General features: G+C 67.8%; 14 protein-coding genes and 1 pseudogene. 11 read left to right on the top strand and 4 right to left on the bottom strand.

Annotated elements, in window-relative coordinates:
- Window positions 1–2: 2 nt before the first annotated feature.
- From ABZT02_RS09230 to ABZT02_RS09215, 4 genes are all read left to right on the top strand, one after another.
- Entirely contained in the window at window positions 3–1478 is a 1476-nt protein-coding gene (locus tag ABZT02_RS09230) for an ATP-binding protein (protein WP_356015815.1), read from the top strand.
- Between the two features lie 480 nt (window positions 1479–1958).
- Window positions 1959–2204: a helix-turn-helix domain-containing protein gene (locus ABZT02_RS09225; protein ID WP_356015813.1), complete on the top strand. Its 246-nt coding sequence runs from the start codon at window positions 1959–1961 to the stop codon at window positions 2202–2204.
- 80 nt (window positions 2205–2284) lie between these two features.
- Window positions 2285–3535 (top strand): tyrosine-type recombinase/integrase, encoded by a 1251-nt coding sequence (locus tag ABZT02_RS09220; protein ID WP_356015810.1) that lies wholly within the window; start codon window positions 2285–2287, stop codon window positions 3533–3535.
- 109 nt (window positions 3536–3644) lie between these two features.
- Window positions 3645–5189 carry a hypothetical protein gene (locus ABZT02_RS09215; RefSeq protein WP_356015808.1) on the top strand — a complete coding sequence of 515 codons (1545 nt, stop codon included), beginning with the start codon at window positions 3645–3647 and terminating at the stop codon, window positions 5187–5189.
- Window positions 5190–5700: 511 nt separating this feature from the next.
- Here the strand turns inward: ABZT02_RS09215 and glnA are convergent.
- Window positions 5701–7062: a type I glutamate--ammonia ligase gene (glnA, locus tag ABZT02_RS09210; protein ID WP_352383150.1), complete on the bottom strand. Its 1362-nt coding sequence runs from the start codon at window positions 7060–7062 to the stop codon at window positions 5701–5703.
- 340 nt (window positions 7063–7402) lie between these two features.
- Between glnA and ABZT02_RS09205 the strand changes: the two genes are divergently transcribed.
- From ABZT02_RS09205 to ABZT02_RS09195, 3 genes are all read left to right on the top strand, one after another.
- Window positions 7403–8062 (top strand): DUF3105 domain-containing protein, encoded by a 660-nt coding sequence (locus ABZT02_RS09205; RefSeq protein WP_356015806.1) that lies wholly within the window; start codon window positions 7403–7405, stop codon window positions 8060–8062.
- An 11-nt stretch (window positions 8063–8073) separates the two neighbouring features.
- Window positions 8074–8673, top strand: a complete 600-nt coding sequence (locus tag ABZT02_RS09200; protein ID WP_356015805.1) for a DUF305 domain-containing protein — start codon at window positions 8074–8076, stop codon at window positions 8671–8673.
- A 146-nt stretch (window positions 8674–8819) separates the two neighbouring features.
- Window positions 8820–10760, top strand: coding sequence for a S53 family peptidase (locus tag ABZT02_RS09195; RefSeq protein ID WP_356015804.1), 1941 nt, complete (start codon window positions 8820–8822; stop codon window positions 10758–10760).
- Window positions 10761–10846: 86 nt separating this feature from the next.
- On the opposite strand, the gene ABZT02_RS09190 is transcribed toward ABZT02_RS09195, so the two are convergent.
- Entirely contained in the window at window positions 10847–11275 is a 429-nt protein-coding gene (locus ABZT02_RS09190) for a hypothetical protein (RefSeq protein ID WP_356015802.1), read from the bottom strand.
- A gap of 143 nt (window positions 11276–11418) precedes the next feature.
- Here ABZT02_RS09190 and ABZT02_RS09185 point away from each other — a divergent pair, with 143 nt between their 5' ends.
- Window positions 11419–13455, top strand: coding sequence for an NAD(+) synthase (locus ABZT02_RS09185; RefSeq protein WP_356015801.1), 2037 nt, complete (start codon window positions 11419–11421; stop codon window positions 13453–13455).
- On the opposite strand, the pseudogene ABZT02_RS09180 reads toward ABZT02_RS09185, so the two are convergent.
- Window positions 13452–13956 (bottom strand): annotated as a pseudogene (locus ABZT02_RS09180) (VOC family protein). The gene ABZT02_RS09185 and the pseudogene ABZT02_RS09180 overlap by 4 nt on opposite strands.
- Before the next feature lie 104 nt (window positions 13957–14060).
- On the bottom strand, window positions 14061–14927 hold the full coding sequence (gene panB / locus ABZT02_RS09175; protein ID WP_356015799.1) for a 3-methyl-2-oxobutanoate hydroxymethyltransferase: 867 nt from the start codon (window positions 14925–14927) through the stop codon (window positions 14061–14063).
- 181 nt (window positions 14928–15108) lie between these two features.
- Between panB and ABZT02_RS09170 the strand changes: the two genes are divergently transcribed.
- From ABZT02_RS09170 to ABZT02_RS09160, 3 genes are all read left to right on the top strand, one after another.
- Window positions 15109–16695 (top strand): MFS transporter, encoded by a 1587-nt coding sequence (locus ABZT02_RS09170; RefSeq protein ID WP_356015797.1) that lies wholly within the window; start codon window positions 15109–15111, stop codon window positions 16693–16695.
- 420 nt (window positions 16696–17115) lie between these two features.
- The gene (locus tag ABZT02_RS09165; RefSeq protein WP_356015795.1) at window positions 17116–17739 is read left to right on the top strand and encodes a TetR/AcrR family transcriptional regulator; all 624 of its coding nucleotides are present in this window, start codon (window positions 17116–17118) and stop codon (window positions 17737–17739) included.
- Window positions 17740–17961: 222 nt separating this feature from the next.
- Window positions 17962–19011: an endonuclease/exonuclease/phosphatase family protein gene (locus ABZT02_RS09160; RefSeq protein WP_356015794.1), complete on the top strand. Its 1050-nt coding sequence runs from the start codon at window positions 17962–17964 to the stop codon at window positions 19009–19011.
- Window positions 19012–19021: the final 10 nt, after the last annotated feature.

The following is a 19021-nucleotide window of genomic DNA, read 5'->3' as shown; positions in this document are numbered from 1 at the left end:
GCATGTCCGACGACGAGAAGGACCCCGCCCGCAAGGTCATCACCGACTACGCACAGAGCCACTTCCGGTACTTCCGCACCGCCGACGGGACCGTGTACGCGCAGCGCAACGGCCACCCCGTCGCCCGCCCGATCCGATCCCAGGGCACCACCGGCAGCCACCGCCAAGAACTCATGGTCGGCCTGTTCAAGGACGGGGTCGGCGTGTTCAACGGAACCGCCCTCAAGGAGGCGTTGGACTTGATCGAAGCACTCGCGCTGACCGAGGACGTGCAGCCCGTTCACATCCGCGTGGCCCCCGGATTCGACGGGGCGACGTGGCTGGACCTGGGCCGCAACGACGGGCAGTCCGTCCGCATCCACCCCACCGGCTGGGACATCGCCGTCCCCGACCCGCGCGAGGTGTGCTGGCGCCGCACCCAGCTCACCGGGGAACTGCCCCTGCCTGTCAAGGACACCGACGGCAAGGGCATCGACCTGCTACTGAGGCTCTGCAACTTCGCCAACGCGGAGACCGAGTGCCTGGCCATCGCCTGGCTCATCGGCTGCCTCGGACCGTCCGTGCCCGTCCCCGCGCCGTTCCTCACCGGGCCGCAGGGCGCGGGCAAGTCCACCGGCGGACGCATGCTCATCAGGATCGTTGAGGGCATGAGCGGCGACCTGCGCCGGGCACCGAAGGACGAGGAGAACCTGATCGCGGCGGTCGCAGCCGGATGGGTCACCGCCCTGGACAACCTCTCCCACATGACCCCGGACCTGTCCGACGCCATGTGCTGCATCGTCACCGGAGCCGAGAACGTCAAGCGCGCCCTGTTCACCGACGGGGACGTCTTCCGCGCCCGCTACCGCCGCCCCCTGCTCCTGACCGGTATCGACGTCGGAGTCATCCGGCCCGACCTGGCTGAACGGCTCCTGCCGCTGCGTCTGGAACGGCCCAAGGTCCGGCGTACCGAGGCGGAGCTGTGGACGGAGTACGCGGAGGTCTTGCCGGTGGTGCTCGGCTCGCTCCTGGACCTCACGGTCAAGGTCCGCGCGGTGGAGGCGGAGACCCCCACCGACCTGCGGATGGCGGACTTCGCGCACCTGTGCGCGCAACTCGACGCGGCCACCGGCCTCGGGGCGCTCACCGCGTACCGGGCCAGCCTGGACGACCTCAACGACGACGTCATCGAAGGCGACCTACTCGCACAGACCGTCCTTCGACACGCCGACACCCTCGAACCGGGCGCAGAACAACGGATGACCTCCACCGAGTGGCTGCACCTCCTCAGCGGCCTCTACAGCGGCGACGACTGCCGTCCGCTGCCCAAAGGGTGGCCGACCACCGGAAAGGTCCTCTCCGACCGCCTCAAGCGCCTTCAACCGACGCTCGCCGCCCGCGGGGTCCTCATCGACTCCGGGCGCACCAGCGAGGGCCGCTACCTCGAAATGACCCGCCAGCCGGCCGCGCCGCCGCACGAGCAGAAGCGAGTGTTCTGACCCGCGATCCGCACGACCAACCCGGACAAGCAAGAAGAGCACCGGGGTCGGCGGGGGGGGTGGGGTGCTCTTCTTGTTGTTACGGCGGAACGCCGCCCCAAGGTCGCGTCGCGAAGCGGCTCCTTCTTCACGCTTGAAGCGGCACCGCACCACAACAGACACCCCCTTCTTTTGTCCTAAGGGGGAAGACGCTGCGTCATCTGCGTCATGCGGGCGGGAAAACGGCCCCTGACCTGCGGCTACAGCCATGACGCAGACGGCCACGCCTGCGTCATCCTGCGTCATCTGCGTCACCCGATGACGCGGCCCATGACGCGCCGATGACGCAGCCCCATTCCGCTACGTCACACAAAGCAGCAGGTCAGAAGCCTGAATGACGCTGATGACGCAATGACGCAGAAATCCGAACCTCGGACAGACGCAGGCTCCGGCAAGGCCCCTGGAAGTAACTCCCTCTATCTCCAACTAGTGGAGGACTCAGTGAGCGCACCTGCCCCCGCCAGAGACGATCCCGGCGCCATCCTTCGGGGAGGTCTCCCGGACCGGTACCTCACCGCCGATGACATCGCCGTGATCTTCAAGGTGCCCAAGGAGACCGTCTACCAGTGGCGCAAGAAGCGCATCGGTCCGCCCGGCTTCCGCATCGGCAGGTACATCCGATACGACCCCGCCGACGTACGCACCTACGTCAGCCAGCGCAAGCACGCCGACCGCGACGCCGCCTGACAAACACCCGCCAGAAACACGAGGGGAGAGCCGCTATCAGCGGCTCTCCCCTCGGCACGTTCAGAAAGGACCGCCGCCATATGGCAGGCCACATTCAAGACCGCTGGTACAAGACCGAACCCGACGCCAACGGCAAGCCCCGCCGCGTACGCACCGTTCGATACGGCACCGGCATGCGGTACCGCGCCCGGTACATCGGCCCGGACGGCACCGAAAAGAGCAAGTCATTCTCCGACGGACAGAAGCGACTGGCCGACCAGTGGCTTGCCCACATCGAGGCCGACATGTCGCGCGGCCAGTACATCGACCCCACCGCCAGCAAGGTGACGTTCCGGCAGTACGCCGAGAAGTGGCTGAGCACGCAGACCACCGAGATGACTACACGAGAGTCAGTCGATTCCGCGATCCGTGGCCATGCCATCCCCTACCTCGGCTCGCGACCGCTTGGCTCCTTCAAGCCGGAACACATCCGAGACTGGCTCAGCGAATTGGAGCGGGCCGTTCCCGCTTCGTCGTACCGACGCGTGATCTACAACAACGTGTCGACGGTTCTCAACGCGGCCGTCGATGACGGTCACCTGCCGAAGAACCCTTGTCACGCGCAATCCGTGCGGCCCCCTGCCCCGGGATCTGGCCGCATCGTGCCTTGGACCATGGAGCGCGTCTTCGCCGTACAGGCAGCGCTGCCAGAGCGCTACCGCGCGACGGTCGACCTCGGGGGAGGGTGCGGACTTCGGCAAGGGGAGATCTTCGGGCTTCCGGTCGACGAAATCGGCTTCAACTCCGGATGGCTGCACATCGCTAACCAGGTGAAGGTGACGAAGGAGGGTCTCGTCTTTTCCCCTCCGAAGCGAAACAAGATCCGTGACGTTCCCTTGCCGGACCGCGTGGCGCACGCCCTCAAGAGCCACGTGGAGGCGTTCCCCCCAGTAGAAGTCACGCTGCCGTGGCTCCGACCGGACGGTCCGCTTGTCACGAGACGGCTGCTCTTCACTCGCCTCGACGGTGCGGGTGCAGTCCGGAGAACCGACTTTAACGACCGCATCTGGAAGCCCGCTCTTGTCGCGGCCGGAATCATCCCCGCCCCGAAGCGGGGCGAGCGCTACCAGGCCGCCCGCGAACACGGTATGCACGCTCTCAGGCACTTCTACGCCTCGGTGCTGCTGGACGCCGGCGAGAACGTCAAGGCGCTGAGCAACTACCTCGGACACAACGACCCGGGATTCACGCTCCGGGTCTACACACACCTCATGCCAAGCAGCGACGCACGGGCCCGGAAGGCCCTGGACAGCTTGTACGACGCCCGAGGCGCATCGGCGAACCAAGACTGAGGCTGCCAGGCGTCTGGGAGTGACGTCGCAGCATACGACACCTCCCAGACGCCGGGACCGGCGATCGCATCTCGTCCCAGTCGCATTGCTGTTGCCCCGGAGCTATGCTATGGAGGAGCAGATACGCGGCATTGACTACGCCGCCCCAGACTCCATTTCTCGACTCTCGCAGAAATGGGATGCACCCATGTCGTCTAGAGTTGCAGATTTCAGAAGGTGCGACTTCGGCTACGCGGACTCGGGCAGCGAATTCCGACATGCCCCCAAACTTCTTCGCCATGGCTACTATGACCTCGGACACGCCGAAGAACAAATTGTGAATTCTCACAAATTCCTAGTCCTCGGATATAAGGGGTCAGGAAAGTCTGCCATCGGTGCGCGACTCCGAATACGTGCTATGGATTCCCCTGCCCACTATTCAGCACCTCCACCCATCTTCATAGATAAACTCCCTCTCGGGGAGTTTAAAGGCATCGTTCCGGATACCTTCGGAGCTCCGGTTCGACATCGACACGTATGGACGCTGCACCTGCTAGTTCACATAGCCGCGTCCCTTAGCACAGACGGTCAGGCGGAATGGAATTCTAAAGCAGTCATGTCCGAAGTGTCGGCCCAGCTACAGCAAGAGGGGATTACTTCACGGCATCCCTCGACCATGAAAAAATTCCGCACCACAAAGGTGACCGCAACAGCGGGTGTGCCAAACATCGCGAGCCTGACGGCGGAGGTTCAGAGGGCGACCGATGCGAGCAGTCTTGTCGACTGGATTTCATATCTGGAAGGCGCCACTTCAAGCTTCAGAAGCAGTCGCAGGCATTACCTATTCATCGATGGCCTCGATGACTCTTCACTTGTTAGGGGAGGCCGCGAGGGACTTTTGGGCGGACTGATCGAAGCTGCTGCCGATTTGAACGCAATATACTTCGAGTCAGGCTCGCCTATCAAAATCATAGTCTGCTGCCGTACCGACCTGTACTCCAAGCTCAGTCTGGCCCGGTCCGGGAAGATCCGAGAGGACTACGGACTGGAACTAAACTGGTATCAGAACCCGAGGAATTACCAAAGGACACATCTTATAAAGCTGGCTAACCAAAGAGCCCAACTCGCCGACAAGGGCACAAGGGATATATTTAGCGAGTTCTTTCCCAGGAAGATCGCAAGGAAGAATGCCATCGAGTTTCTCTTGCTGCAGACGAGGCATACACCGCGAGACCTCTTGCAGCTCCTTAAATCGATCCAGCGACACACAGAAGAACCGAATTTGATTCCTGAGGAAATAGTGAAAGCGGGATCAAGGGAGTACTCCGAGAAGTATTTTGCACATGAGATGCGAGATGCCTTGAGCACTTACTTCAACGAGGATCAGTTGTCGCGGATTACACAGCTGTTGGGCACCTTGCGCCAACGTCGCTTCTCCTACAATGAGCTGCGTGAGATAGCCGAGACGGACGGGCGATTCAAAGGGAGAATAGACTTGCACGATGCGCTCATGGCCCTATTCGAGAATGGTTTCATTGGGAACGTTTCAAGCGACCCAGCCAGTGGCCACGAGGAGTATTTCCGCTTCAAGTTTCGGAATCCGTATGCCGCCCTCGTCTATGACGAATCCATGCAGTTGCACCCAGGCCTTTGGAAGGCCTTCAACCTAGCCTAGGTTCGTCCCTGCACGAAAAAGAGCCAATTATCCCTTTGCCCCATTTATCGGACGGACAACCCGGTTGCCACCACGCGACTGCTGTTCACCCGTCTCGGCGGCGCAGGTGTGGTTCGGCGGACCGACTTCAATTGACCGGGTGTGGAAGCTGGCTCTCGTCGCGGCTGGGATGATCCCCCAGCCGAAGGCGGGCGATCCCGTCACCAGGCCGCCCGCGAACACGGGGTGCGTGCCCTCAGGGACTTCTACGCCTCGGTGCTGCTAGACGCCGGCAAGAACGTCAAGGCGCTGAGCAACTACCTCGGGCACAACGACCCGGGATTCACTACACACAGCTCATGCCAGCAGCGACGCACGGCCCAGGAAGGCCCTGGACGGCCTGTACGAGGGCACCGATCGGGCATCGGACGGCCCGGAGACGGCCCAGGGGCAGCGAGACGCGATGGGGCCGACGGTCGACGACCGTCGGCCCCATCCGCCGAATCAGCGGGAAACCCGCTCTGACCTGCCCTTACAGCACCGGCAGGTTCTTCCGCAGCTCGAAGGCCGTGACCTCGCTGCGGTACTCCTCCCACTCGCTCTTCTTGTTGCGCAGGAAGAAGTCGAAGACGTGCTCGCCCAGCGTCTCGGCGACCAGGTCGCTGCGCTCCATCAGGGTGAGGGCCTCGCCCAGGTTCTGGGGCAGGGGCTCGATGCCCATGGCGCGGCGCTCGGAGTTGGACAGGGCCCAGACGTCGTCCTCGGCGCCCGGCGGGAGCTCGTAGCCCTCCTCGACGCCCTTGAGGCCGGCGGCCAGGAGCAGGGCGTACGCCAGGTAAGGGTTGGCGCCGGAGTCCAGGGAGCGGACCTCGATGCGGGCCGAGCCGGTCTTGCCGGGCTTGTACATCGGGACGCGGACCAGGGCCGAGCGGTTGTTGTGGCCCCAGCAGATGTAGGAGGGGGCCTCGCCGCCGGCGCCGGCGGTGCGCTCGGTGCCGCCCCAGATGCGCTTGTAGGAGTTGACCCACTGGTTGGTGACCGCGGAGATCTCCGCCGCGTGCTTCAGCAGGCCCGCGATGAAGGAGCGGCCGACCTTGGAGAGCTGGTACTCCGAGCCCGACTCGTAGAACGCGTTCCGGTCGCCCTCGAAGAGGGAGAGGTGGGTGTGCATGCCCGAGCCGGGGTGCTCCGAGAACGGCTTCGGCATGAACGTCGCCTGGACGCCCTGCTCCAGTGCCACCTGCTTCATGACCAGGCGGAACGTCATGATGTTGTCGGCCGTGGAGAGCGCGTCGGCGTAGCGGAGGTCGATCTCCTGCTGGCCGGGGGCGCCCTCGTGGTGGGAGAACTCGACCGAGATGCCCATCGACTCCAGCATGGTGATCGCCTGGCGGCGGAAGTCCATGCCGATGTTCTGGGGGGTGTGGTCGAAGTAGCCGGAGTTGTCGGCCGGGGTGGGGCGCGAGCCGTCCAGCGGGCGGTCCTTCAGGAGGAAGAACTCGATCTCCGGGTGGGTGTAGAAGGTGAAGCCCAGGTCGGAGGTGCGGGCCAGGGCGCGCTTCAGCACATACCTGGGGTCCGCGAAGGACGGGCTGCCGTCCGGCATGAGGATGTCGCAGAACATCCGGGCCGTGCCGGGGGCCTCGGCCCGCCACGGAAGGACCTGGAAGGTCGAGGGGTCCGGCTTGGCGATCATGTCGGACTCGTACACGCGAGCGAATCCCTCGATCGCGGAACCGTCGAAGCCGATGCCCTCGTCGAAGGCCTGTTCCAGCTCCGCCGGGGCCACGGCGACGGACTTGAGGAAGCCCAGCACGTCCGTGAACCACAGGCGTACGAACCGGATGTCGCGCTCCTCCAAGGTCCGGAGCACGAACTCCTGCTGCTTGTCCATCTTCCGCTTCCCCATCCTTGCTGGTCAGGCCGCCTGTCTCCGTGTCCCGCAGGAGGCGGTCGGGCACCTGAGCATCACACCACAACAGCATTTCGTGCGCGTTGCCGACCTTGATCGTCCCGGCGACCCGGGAGTGAACGCCTCACGGCTGGTGGATGTACTGCTCTGCCGCCCATCTTGCCTGCTCGGACTGACATACGTAATGCCCGGCCCTCCCCGTCTCACCGCGCGTCCCGGGTTTCCTGTGGGCTCCCTGCTGGAAGCCACCCCCGTCCCACTACGATCAGCGGACCGATCGCCACCATCCGTCCCGCCCCTTTCCCCCAGAAGGACACACCTCATGGGTTCCGCCAAGAAGAACACCGCCTCGGCTCGCAAGGCGCGCATAGAGGAGATGCGGCGCGCCGAACAGGCCAGAGAGCGCCGCAACCGGATCCTCACGATCGCCGCGAGCGTGGTCGTCGTCGCCGGTCTGGTCGTCGGCGGCATCGTGCTGGTGCAGTCGCAGTCCGACGACAGCACGGCGGCCGACGGCAAGGGGAAGGGGCACTTCGTCACGGGCTCGGACGGGGTGAAGACCTGGAAGGGCACGCTGGGCCGCAACCACGTCGCCAAGACCGTGAGCTACCCGATGGAGCCCCCGGTCGGCGGAGACCACAACCAGGTCTGGATGAACTGCAACGGTGACGTGTACACCAAGGCGCTCAACAACATGAACGCCGTGCACTCGCTGGAGCACGGGGCGGTCTGGGTGACGTACACCAGCAAGGCCAAGAAGGCGGACGTGGACGCGCTCGCGGCGAAGGTGAAGAAGACGCCGTACACGCTGATGAGCCCGGACGACAAGCAGAAGGACCCCATCATGCTGTCGGCGTGGGGCCACCAGCGGACCGTGACGGGGGCGAAGGACCCGAACGTCGACAAGTTCTTCGCGAAGTTCGTGCAGGGCGCGCAGACGCCCGAGCCCGGTGCGGCGTGCACGAGCGGTCTGTCGCAGTGAGGTTCGCGGGAGTGGCCGTGGCGGTGGCGGGCGTGCTCGTCGCGGCGGGCGCGATCACCTACGCCGTGGCCGAGGACGGCGGCTCGGGCGACACCCCGTCCGCTGAGTCCGCGGACGCCGGCTTCGCGCGCGACATGGCCGTACACCACCAGCAGGCCGTCGAGATGTCGTACATCGTGCGCGACCGTACCAAGGACGTCGAGGTGCGGCGGCTCGCCTACGACATCGCGCAGACGCAGGCCAACCAGCGCGGCATGCTGCTGGGTTGGCTGGACCTGTGGGAGCTGCCCAAGGTGTCGGCGGATCCGCCGATGACGTGGATGGACATGGGCGACATGCCGTCGGCCGGCGAGGGTTCGCTGATGCCGGGCATGGCGACCAACAGCGAGATGAAGAAGCTGGGCACGCTGAACGGCAAGCAGGCCGAGATCTTCTATCTGCAGTTGATGACGGACCATCACCAGGGCGGCATCCACATGGCGAAGGGCTGTGTGGAGAAGTGCACGGTCGGCGTGGAGAAGCAGCTCGCGCAGGGGATGGTCGACGCGCAGCAGTCGGAGATCGACCTGATGGCCGGAATGCTGAAGGAGCGGGGCGCGAAGGCGCGATGATAGAGGGTTAACCCTCGAACGAGCCTTTTTCATTAGGTTAATTGGGCTCTTCTTGGCATGCCCATTCCCCAGACATGAACGGTTCGTCGCAAGAGTGGCCACACCGTCGAGTGATCACTCGCGACGAACCGCATCCAGGGGGTTCCATGAGATCCAACCGCGCCAAACTTCGCGCCGGAGTGAGCATGGCGGCGACACTGCCGATGCTCGCGGGCGCGCTGGCGCTCGGTATACCCGTGGCTCACGCCGCGGACAGCCCGAACCGTGACACGCTGGCCGGGACCAAGCCCGCGTGGGCCACGGCCAAGGCCGACAAGGGCTCCGCGTCGGACAGTGCCCAGGTCTCCGCCCGGGTCTACCTCGCCGGCAAGAACGCCGCCGGCCTCGCCGCCTACGCGAAGTCGGTGTCCGACCCGGCCTCGGCGTCGTACGGCAAGTACCTGAGCGCGAAGCAGGCACAGGCCCGCTTCGGCGCCACCAAGGCGCAGGTCGCCGCGGTGAAGTCCTGGCTGGAGTCGGCGGGCCTGAAGGTCACCGGGGTCTCGCAGCACTACGTCTCCGTCACCGGTGACGTGGCCGCCGCCGAGAAGGCCTTCGGTACCCAGCTGCACAACTACACCAAGGGCTCGAAGACCTACCGCGCCCCGGCCAAGGCCGCCTCCGCGCCGGCCGGTCTCGACGGTGCCGTCCTGACCGTCACCGGCCTGGACAACGCGCCGCACAAGGCCAGCAGCAAGGACCAACTGCCGCCGCCGGACGCCGTGTTCAAGAACGCCGGGCCGTTCTCCTCGTACTACGGCTCGAAGACCGCGAGCACGCTGCCCGAGGCCTACGGCTCGAAGATCCCGTACGCGATCAAGGGCTACACGGGCAAGCAGCTGCGCGCCGCCTACGGCGCGGGCAAGTACACCGGCAAGGGGGTGCGTGTCGCCATCACCGACGCCTACGCCTCCCCGACCATCGCCTTCGACGCGGCCACCTACGCGAAGAAGAACGGCGACGCGGCCTACAAGAGCAGCCAGTTGAAGCAGGTCCTGCCCGACAACTACACCAAGACCGAGGAGTGCGGGGCGGCCGGCTGGTACGGCGAGGAGACCCTCGACGTCGAGGCCGTGCACGCGGTCGCGCCGGACGCGAACATCACGTACGTGGGTGCCGCGTCCTGCTACGACGACGATCTGCTCGACTCGCTCAGCAAGGTCGTCGACAACCACCTGGCCGACATCGTCTCCAACTCCTGGGGCGACATCGAGGCCAACCAGACGCCGGACCTCGCGGCCGCCTACGACCAGGTCTTCCAGTTCGGCGCGGTCGAGGGCATCGGCTTCTACTTCTCCTCCGGCGACAACGGCGACGAGGTCGCCAACACCGGCACGAAGCAGGTCGACACCCCGGCCAACTCGGCGTGGGTGACGGCGGTCGGCGGTACCTCGCTCGCCGTCGGCAAGGGCGACAAGTACCTGTGGGAGACCGGCTGGGGCACCGAGAAGGCCACGCTGTCCGCGGACGGCAAGAGCTGGACGAACTTCCCCGGCGCGTTCACTTCGGGCGCGGGCGGCGGCACCAGCAAGACGGTCGCCGAGCCCTTCTACCAGAAGGGTGTCGTCCCGGACGCGCTCGCCACGGCCAACAACGCCGCCGGCAACCGTGTCGTCCCGGACATCTCCGCGATCGCCGACCCGAACACCGGTTTCCTGGTGGGTCAGACGCAGACGTTCCCCGACGGCTCGCAGCAGTACAGCGAGTACCGCATCGGCGGCACGTCGCTGGCCTCGCCGGTGATCGCGGCCGTGCAGGCGCTGGCGCAGCAGGCGGCCGGCGGCAAGGCGCTCGGTTTCGCCAACCCGTCGATCTACTCCAAGTTCGGCTCCCGCGTGTACCACGACGTCACGGACAACCCCACGGGCTCCGGACTCGCGGTGGCGCGCGTCGACTTCATCAACGGCTCTGACGCCAGCGGTGGGTTGAGCACCTCGGTCCGCAGCCTCGGCAAGGACAGCTCGCTGTCCGCGGTGAAGGGGTACGACGACGTCACCGGCGTGGGTACGCCCGCGAACGGTTACGTGCAGTCGTTCGGCCGGCACTGACCGGACGCGCGTCACGGCGCGCATCCACAGGGGGCCCGGTCCCGAAGGCGAGAACCTTCGGGACCGGGCCCCCGCGCATGTCCCGACTACCTCGGCGAACCGGGGTCCGTGCCCGCACGGCGGCCGATCATCACGTGGATCACCAGACCCGCGAGCAGCAGGGCGGCCCCGGCGGCGAGGAAGGGGACCGGCGTGTACTCGTCGGTGCAGGTCTGTCCGCCGGACACCGCGTGGCACACCTCGCCCGGACCGCCCCGGTTCAGGTACGCGAGGTAGAACAGGGGCAGGGCCAGCCCCGAGACGCCGCCCACGACAGCGCGTACAGGCCCCCTGCGGAGCAGCAACACCGCGGCCACCGCGGCGAGTACGAGGAGCGCCGCCCCCACCGTCAGGATCGCCGCGAGGCCGATGCCGCCGCACGCTCCCACGAGAAGCCAGGCCAGGAACCAGCCCCATCCGGCCGTACGGGCCGGGCCGTCGTCTCTCGTACCGCTCATGCCGGTCATGCCGCTCATTGAAGGCAAGGTCATGACATTCGGGCAAGGGGCGTCGAGGAGTCATTGCCGGAGCATCACGCAGACATGGCTTCCGGCAGACCGTCCCCGCACCGCGTGGGCCCGCTCCCCCATCGCGTCGCTCTGACGATTACACTGACCGGGTGCCTGCCTTGAACTTCTGGTCCATCTATCAGCACGGGTTCGCACGCGTCGCCGCGTGTACGGGTCACACCGTCATCGCGGACCCGCCCGCCAACGCCGAAGCGGTGCTGCGTCACGCGCGCCGGTGCGGTGAGGAAGGGGTCGCCGTCGCCGTCTTCCCGGAGCTGGGGCTGTGCGGCTACTCCATCGAGGACCTGCTCCTCCAGGACGCGCTGCTCGACGAGGTCGAGGCGGCCCTCGGGGAGGTGGTCGCCGGGTCGGCCGACCTGCTCCCGGTGCTGGTCGTCGGCGCCCCGCTGCGCCACCGCAACCGGGTCTACAACTGCGCGGTGATCGTGCACCGCGGCCGGGTCCTCGGTGTCGTACCGAAGTCGTACCCGCCCAACTACCGTGAGTTCTACGAGCGTCGGCAGATCGGCGACGGCGCCGACGAGCGCGGTGGGTCGATCCGGGTCGGCGGCGCGAGCGTGCCGTTCGGTGTGGACCTGCTGTTCGAGGCGGCCGACGTGCCGGGGCTCGTGCTGCACGCGGAGATCTGCGAGGACATGTGGGTGCCGGTGCCGCCCAGCGCGGAGGCCGCCCTCGCCGGTGCGACCGTGCTGGTCAACCTCTCCGGCAGCCCGATCACGGTCGGGCGGGCCGAGGACCGCAAGCTGCTGTGCCGCTCGGCGTCCTCACGCTGCCTCGCCGCGTACGTCTACGCGGCGGCCGGACTCGGCGAGTCGACCACCGACCTGTCCTGGGACGGGCAGGCCATGGTCTACGAGAACGGCGTCCTGCTGGCCGAGACCGAGCGGTTCCCGCAGGGTGACGAGTACGCGGTGGCCGACGTGGATCTGGACCTGCTGCGGCAGGAGCGGATGCGGATGGGCACGTTCGACGAGAACCGGCGGACCCATCGGACGCGGACCGGTGACTTCCGGACGGTGTCGTTCGAGCTCGACCCGCCGTCGGGCGACCTGGGGCTCAAGCGGCGTCTGGAGCGCTACCCGTTCGTGCCGGCGGACGCCGAGCGGCTCGCCCAGGACTGCTACGAGGCCTACAACATCCAGGTCGCCGGGCTCCAGCAGCGGCTCGCGGCGATCGGCGGCCCCAAGGTGGTCATCGGCGTCTCGGGTGGCCTGGACTCCACGCACGCGCTGATCGTCGCCGCCCGCGCGATGGACCGGGCGGGGCGTCCGCGCAGCGACATTCTGGCCTGGACGCTGCCCGGCTTCGCCACCAGCGACCACACCAAGGGCAACGCCCACCGCCTGATGCGGGCCCTCGGTGTCACCGGGGCCGAGCTGGACATCACACCGACCGCGCGGCTGATGCTCCAGGAGATGGACCATCCCTTCGCTTCCGGCGAGCCGGTGTACGACGTCACCTTCGAGAACGTCCAGGCGGGGCTGCGCACCGACTACCTGTTCCGGCTGGCCAACCAGCGCGGCGGCATCGTGCTCGGCACCGGTGACCTCTCCGAGCTGGCGCTCGGCTGGTCCACGTACGGCGTGGGCGACCAGATGAGCCACTACAACGTCAACTCGGGCGTGCCGAAGACGCTGATGCAGCACCTGATCCGCTGGGTGATCAGCAGCGAGCAGTTCGACGAGGAGACCGGCGACATCCTCGCCGCGATCCTCGACACCGAGATCAGCCCGGAACTCGTACCGGGCGAGGAGATGCAGTCCACGGAGTCCAAGATCGGCCCGTACGCGCTGCACGACTTCACGCTCTTCCACGTCCTGCGCTATGGCTTCCGGCCGTCGAAGATCGCCTTCCTGGCCTGGCACGCCTGGCACGACGTCGACGCGGGTGAGTGGCCCCCCGGCTTCCCCGAGGCCAAGCGCGGCACGTACGACCTGCCGGAGATCCGGCGGTGGCTGGAGGTGTTCTGCAAGCGCTTCTTCGCCTTCGCCCAGTTCAAGCGCTCCGCCATGCCGAACGGCCCGAAGGTCTCGGCAGGCGGTTCACTGTCCCCACGCGGCGACTGGCGGGCCCCGTCGGACAGCTCGGCGAAGGCGTGGCTGCGGGACCTCAGCCGCTTCGACTAGTCGGCGGGGGGCACGTCCGTGGGAGGTACGGGTGCGCTCCCCCGCCCCCTCATCTCCCCGCCGGACGTCTCCTGGGCCACTCGCATCGCCTCCGCGTACACGGGCTGCTGGAGCCGCTTCCGCATCTCCTCCTCGGGGGCGTCCTCGACGTGGGCGACCACCCACCAGATGTTGCCGAAGGGGTCCTTGATGCGGCCGCCGCGCTGCCCGAAGGCGCTGTCCGCCAGGGGGTGACGACACGGGCGCCGGCCGCCACCGCCCAGGAGAACGTGTCGTCCGCGTCCTCGACGAACACCCGCAGCAGGCTCGGCGTCACCGACCAGTCCGCGCGTCGGTCGGAGGCCAGGACGGCCGTGTCGCCGATCCGGATCTCTCCGTGGCCGGTCGAGCCGTCCTCGGTGCCCTGTTGAGTTCCGCACCGCCGAACACCTCGGTGACGAGGTCGAGGAAGGCTCCGGCGTCGTCGGTGACGACCCAGGGTGCGACGAAGGTGCAGCCCAGGCGCCCGGTAGGTCAGTTCGCGTCCTGGGACAGAGGGCGCCCCGCCGACGGGGGAAGATCGGCGGGGCGCGTGGTGCCACTGTGGTTCTGAGGGGCCGTGGGCCCTAGTGGACGGAGTGCTCCTCCAGCGGGAACGTGCCGCCGACGACGTCCTCCGCGAAGGCCTTGACCGCGCCGGACATCACCTCGCGCAGGTTGGCGTACTGCTTGACGAACTTCGGGACCCGCCCGCCGGTGAGGCCGAGCATGTCGGTCCAGACGAGGACCTGCGCGTCGGTCTCGGGGCCCGCGCCGATGCCGACCGTCGGGATGTGCAGCACCCGGGTGACCTCGGCCGCGAGCTCCGCCGGGACCAGCTCAAGGACGACGGCGAACGCGCCCGCGTCCTGGACGGCCTTGGCGTCGCGCAGCAACTGCTGGGCCGCCTCCTCGCCGCGGCCCTGGACGCGGTACCCCATGGCGTTGACGGACTGGGGGGTCAGGCCGATGTGGGCCATGACCGGGATGCCGGACTCGACCAGCAGCCGGATCTGCTCGTGGGAGCGCTCACCGCCCTCCAGCTTCACGGCGCCGACGCCCGCCTCCTTGACCAGTCGGGTCGCCGAGCGCAGCGCCTGCACCGGTCCCTCCTGGTACGAGCCGAAGGGCAGGTCGCCGACGATCAGGGCGCGCGAGGTGCCCCGGACGACGGCCGCCGACAGCATGGTCATCTGGTCCATCGTGACGGGCACGGTGGTCTCGTAGCCGAGATGGCAGTTGCCCGCCGAGTCGCCGACGAGCATGACCGGGATGCCGGCCTCGTCGAAGACGGACGCGGTCATCGCGTCGTAGGCGGTGAGCATGGGCCACTTCTCGCCGCGTTCCTTGGCGAGGGCGATGTCCCGGACCGTGATGCGGCGCGTGCCCTTCCCCCCGTACAGCGCCTTGCTGCCGTCGGAGGGCTTGTTGTGGGCAGCCGAAAGCTGCGTCATTGCAACGGCTCCTTACGTCATCTCGAGGCGCCCTCACGGCGTCCCCGGATCACCTCCATGGTGGCACCTCGTGCCAGTGAGGGCCAGAGGGGGTAAGTGTGAGCGTTCAGGCACGTAAGGTCTCGGTAAAGACTTACGATACGAGACGGTTCCGTATCGTAATAGGGTTACTCTCGACCGCATGACTACCGCAGTCCCTGACTCCCGGGTATCGGAGGCGGTGCACCGGCGCCGCTGGGCGATCCTCGGTGTACTGATGCTGAGCCTGCTGATCGTGGTGCTCGACAACTCGATCCTGAACGTCGCGATCAAGACGATCTCGACCCCCGCCCCGACCGGACTGGGCGCCACCCAGAGCGAGCTGGAGTGGGCGATCAACGCCTACACCCTGGTCTTCGCCGGCCTCCTGTTCACCGCGGGCCTGCTGGGCGACCGGCTCGGCCGCAAGAAAGTGCTGCTGGGCGGCCTGGTCGTGTTCGGCGCCGGTTCCGCGCTCGCCGCCTTCTCCGGCTCGCCGGACCAGCTGATCGCCTTCCGGGCGCTGATGGGCCTCGGCGCGGCGTTCGTCATGCCGGCCACGCTCGCCGTCCTGATGAACGTCTTCGAGCGCGAGGAGCAGCCCAAGGCCATCGGCATCTGGGCCGGCGGCGTCGGACTCGCCATCGCCATCGGGCCGATCACCGGCGGTGTGCTCCTCGACCACTTCTGGTGGGGCTCCGTCTTCCTCATCAACGTGCCGATCGTGGTGCTCGCCCTCGGGCTGATGCTGTGGCTGGTGCCCGACTCCCGCGACCCGAACCCGGGCCGGATCGACCCCGTCGGCGTCGTGCTGTCGGTCATCGGACTGGTCCTGCTCGTCTACGGCATCATCAAGGGCGGCCAGCTCGCCGACTTCACGGACGCGACCGTACTGGCCACCATCGGTGCCGGTCTCGCCGTGCTCGTCGCGTTCGTGGTGTTCGAGAAGCGCAGCGACCACCCGTCGATCGATGTCACCTACTTCAAGAACAAGGTGTTCTCCGCCGCGATCGGCGCCATAGGGCTGGTCTTCTTCGCGCTGATGGGCGTGACCTTCTTCTCGGTCTTCTACACCCAGAGCGTGCGGGGCTACTCGCCGCTGCAGACCGGTCTGCTGATGCTGCCGCTGGCCGCCGCACAGCTGATCTTCGCGCCGCGCGCCCGGCTGGTCGTCGACCGCTTCGGCAACCGGGCGACGACGACCGGAGGCATGCTGCTGATCGCCGCGATGCTGTGCGCGTTCGCCGGGCTGGAGGCGGACACGCCGATCTGGCTCCTGGAGGTGATCTTCTTCCTCATGGGCACCGGCATGGCGCACATCATGACGCCGACCAGCGTCGTCATCATGCAGGCCCTGCCGCGCGAGAAGGCCGGCTCCGCGTCCGCGCTCAGCAACACCTTCCGGCAGGTCGGCGGCGCACTCGGCATCGCCGTCCTCGGCTCGGTGCTCTCCACGGCCTATCGCAACGGCATCGAGTCCCACCTCGGGATGGTTCCGGCAGGCGTACGGCACACCGCGGGCGAGTCCATCGAGGCCACGCTCGGCGTCGCCGCGAAGCTCGGCCCCCGGGGCGACGCCCTGGTCGGCCCGGCCAACGACGCCTTCCTGCACGCGATGCACGTCACCGCGCTGTGGGGAGCGGGCGTGGCCCTGGTCGGCGCCGTGGTGGTGGCCCTGTACCTGCCGGGCCGCCCGACGGAGCGTCAGCCGGGCGAGGAGGAACAGGAGTTGGTGCCCGCGGGCGAGTGAGTCGGCTTGGGGGCACCGACAGGGACGGTGCCCCACCGGGCAGGGCAGCGAGGCCGGGCAAGGCAGCCGGGCAGTGGAGCCCGCAGCCGTGGTGCCGGGAGCCCTGATGCCGGGGGCCGTGCCCAGGCCGGAGACCGGAAGCCCGCGGCGGCAGTCGGAGGCCCCGAGCCCCGACGCCGACGGGATTCCGACCGGCCTGGGCCCGGCCCGGCGGCGCTTGACCCGGCGCCGACCCCGACCCCCGCTCCCGACCCGGCCAGGTGGATCGACCGGGCCACGACCGGGAGTTGAGGAGGTCACCGGACCGGAGCGGGCGGCGGGCCAGCCCCGCCGGGGAGGTGGGCCGAACCTCACCCCGCCCCTCCCGCGACGCCATGGACCAGGGAGAATCACCTCATCCCACAGAGAGGACCAAGCGACGTGAGCGGCCTCGCCGACAGTCAGTCCAGGCAGACGGGGGCCGGGCGGGGGCGGCCCCGCAGTGAGGCCGTGGAGCGGTCCATCATCGAGGCCGTCATCAAGCTGCTGGAGGACGGCGTGCCGCTCGCCGAGCTGTCCATCGAGCGCATCGCCCGTACCGCGGGCGTCGGCAAGGCCACCATCTACCGCCGCTGGAACGGCAAGGAGGAGCTCTTCGTCGACGTCGTGCGCACCGCCGAGCCCCCGGACGCCGAACTGCCCGGCACCTCGATGCGCGACGATCTCGTGGCCCTGCTCGAGCAGTTGAGGCAACGTGGGCTGATGACCCGTTCCTCGGCGCTGCTGCACAGTGTCTTCGCCCAGATGAAGAGCAGCCCGAAGGTCTGGGACGCCTACCACGCGATCGTCGTCGCGCCCCGGCGCCGCAAGCAGGTCGCCATCCTGCGCCAGGGACAGGCCGACGGCGAGCTGCGCACGGACATCGACGTCGAACTGGTCAACGACCTGTTCATCGGCCCCATGCTCTTCCGCACCATCATGCAGCCCAACGCCGCCCTGCCGGAGGGCCTCTCCGAACAGATCGTCGACACGGTCCTCGAGGGCCTACGCCCCGTCAGTTCCTAGCGCCCGTCGGGGCCCTGCGGCCCGAGTGTGCGCGTTTCGTCACAGAGGGCGCTTTCCCCGCTCGGACGGGGAACTCCGGAAGGCGACTTGTACGTCATCGCCCCCGTACGGTCGTCATGGGACGACGAGATCGAAGCCGATCATCCCCTAGGGTCGTACGGGGTGTTTGCGCCCCACGGCAGCGGGGCGAACGGTGTGCACGGCAGGTAGTGAGGCGACGGTATGGCGCAGCAGGCATACGTGACGGAGACGGCGGACGGCGGCTCGGGACCCGAGCGCCGCAGAGACCGCTTCCGGCGTCTGCTCGGCCGCCCGCTCTCCGGCTGGCGCGGTGACCGCCGGATCTGGCGCCGCGGCCTGGTCCTGACCGGCCTCGCGGTGATCGTCGCCCTGGTGATGCTGCTGCACGCGCAGATCCCGAACGCCGTGGGCAACCTCGGCAGTCTCACCGAGACCTTCCTGCCCTGGCTGGGTGTGTTCGTCCCGGTGCTGCTCGTGCTCGGTTTCCTGCGCAGGTCCGCGATCGCGCTGATCGCGGTGCTGCTCCCGGCGGCCGTATGGCTGAACCTCTTCGGCGGGCTGCTCTCCGACAAGTCCGCCGCCGGCGGCGACCTCACGGTGGCCACCCACAACGTCAACGCCGACAATCCCGACCCGTCCGGCACCGCCCGGGACGTGGCCGCCTCCGGTGCGGATGTGGTCGCCCTGGAGGAGCTGACCGCCTCGGCGGTGCCGGTGTACGAGAAGGCGCTCGCGTCGACGTACAAGTACCACGCGGTCGAGGGCACCGTCGGACTGTGGAGCAAGTACCCGCTGACCGGCGTGAAGGCCGTCGACATCAAGCTGGGCTGGACCCGGGCCATGCGCGCCACGGTGACCGCGCCGGACGCGCAGATCGCGGTGTACGTCGCCCACATGCCGTCCGTACGGGTGAAGATGGAGGCCGGGTTCACCGCCCGGCAGCGCGACAAGAGCGCCGACGCGCTGGGTGAGGCCATCGCCGACGACAAGCTCCCCCGCAAGATCCTGCTCGGCGACCTCAACGGCACGATGAACGACCGGGCGCTCAACGCGGTCACCTCCCAGATGCGCTCCACACAGGGAGCGGCGGGCAGCGGGTTCGGGTTCAGCTGGCCGGCGTCGTTCCCGATGGCGCGGATCGACCAGATCATGGTGCAGGGCGTGGAGCCGGTGAGCTCGTGGACGCTGCCCGCCACCGGGAGCGACCATCTGCCGGTGGCGGCCCGTGTGAACCTCGCCACCTCCTCGTAACCCGTGGGAA

The sequence above is a fragment of the Streptomyces sp. NPDC005402 genome, assembly GCF_040606575.1.
Classification (GTDB): Bacteria; Actinomycetota; Actinomycetes; order Streptomycetales; family Streptomycetaceae; genus Streptomyces.
The sequence above is the reverse complement of the archived record's forward strand: the minus strand, read 5'-3'. Positions and strand labels throughout refer to the sequence as shown.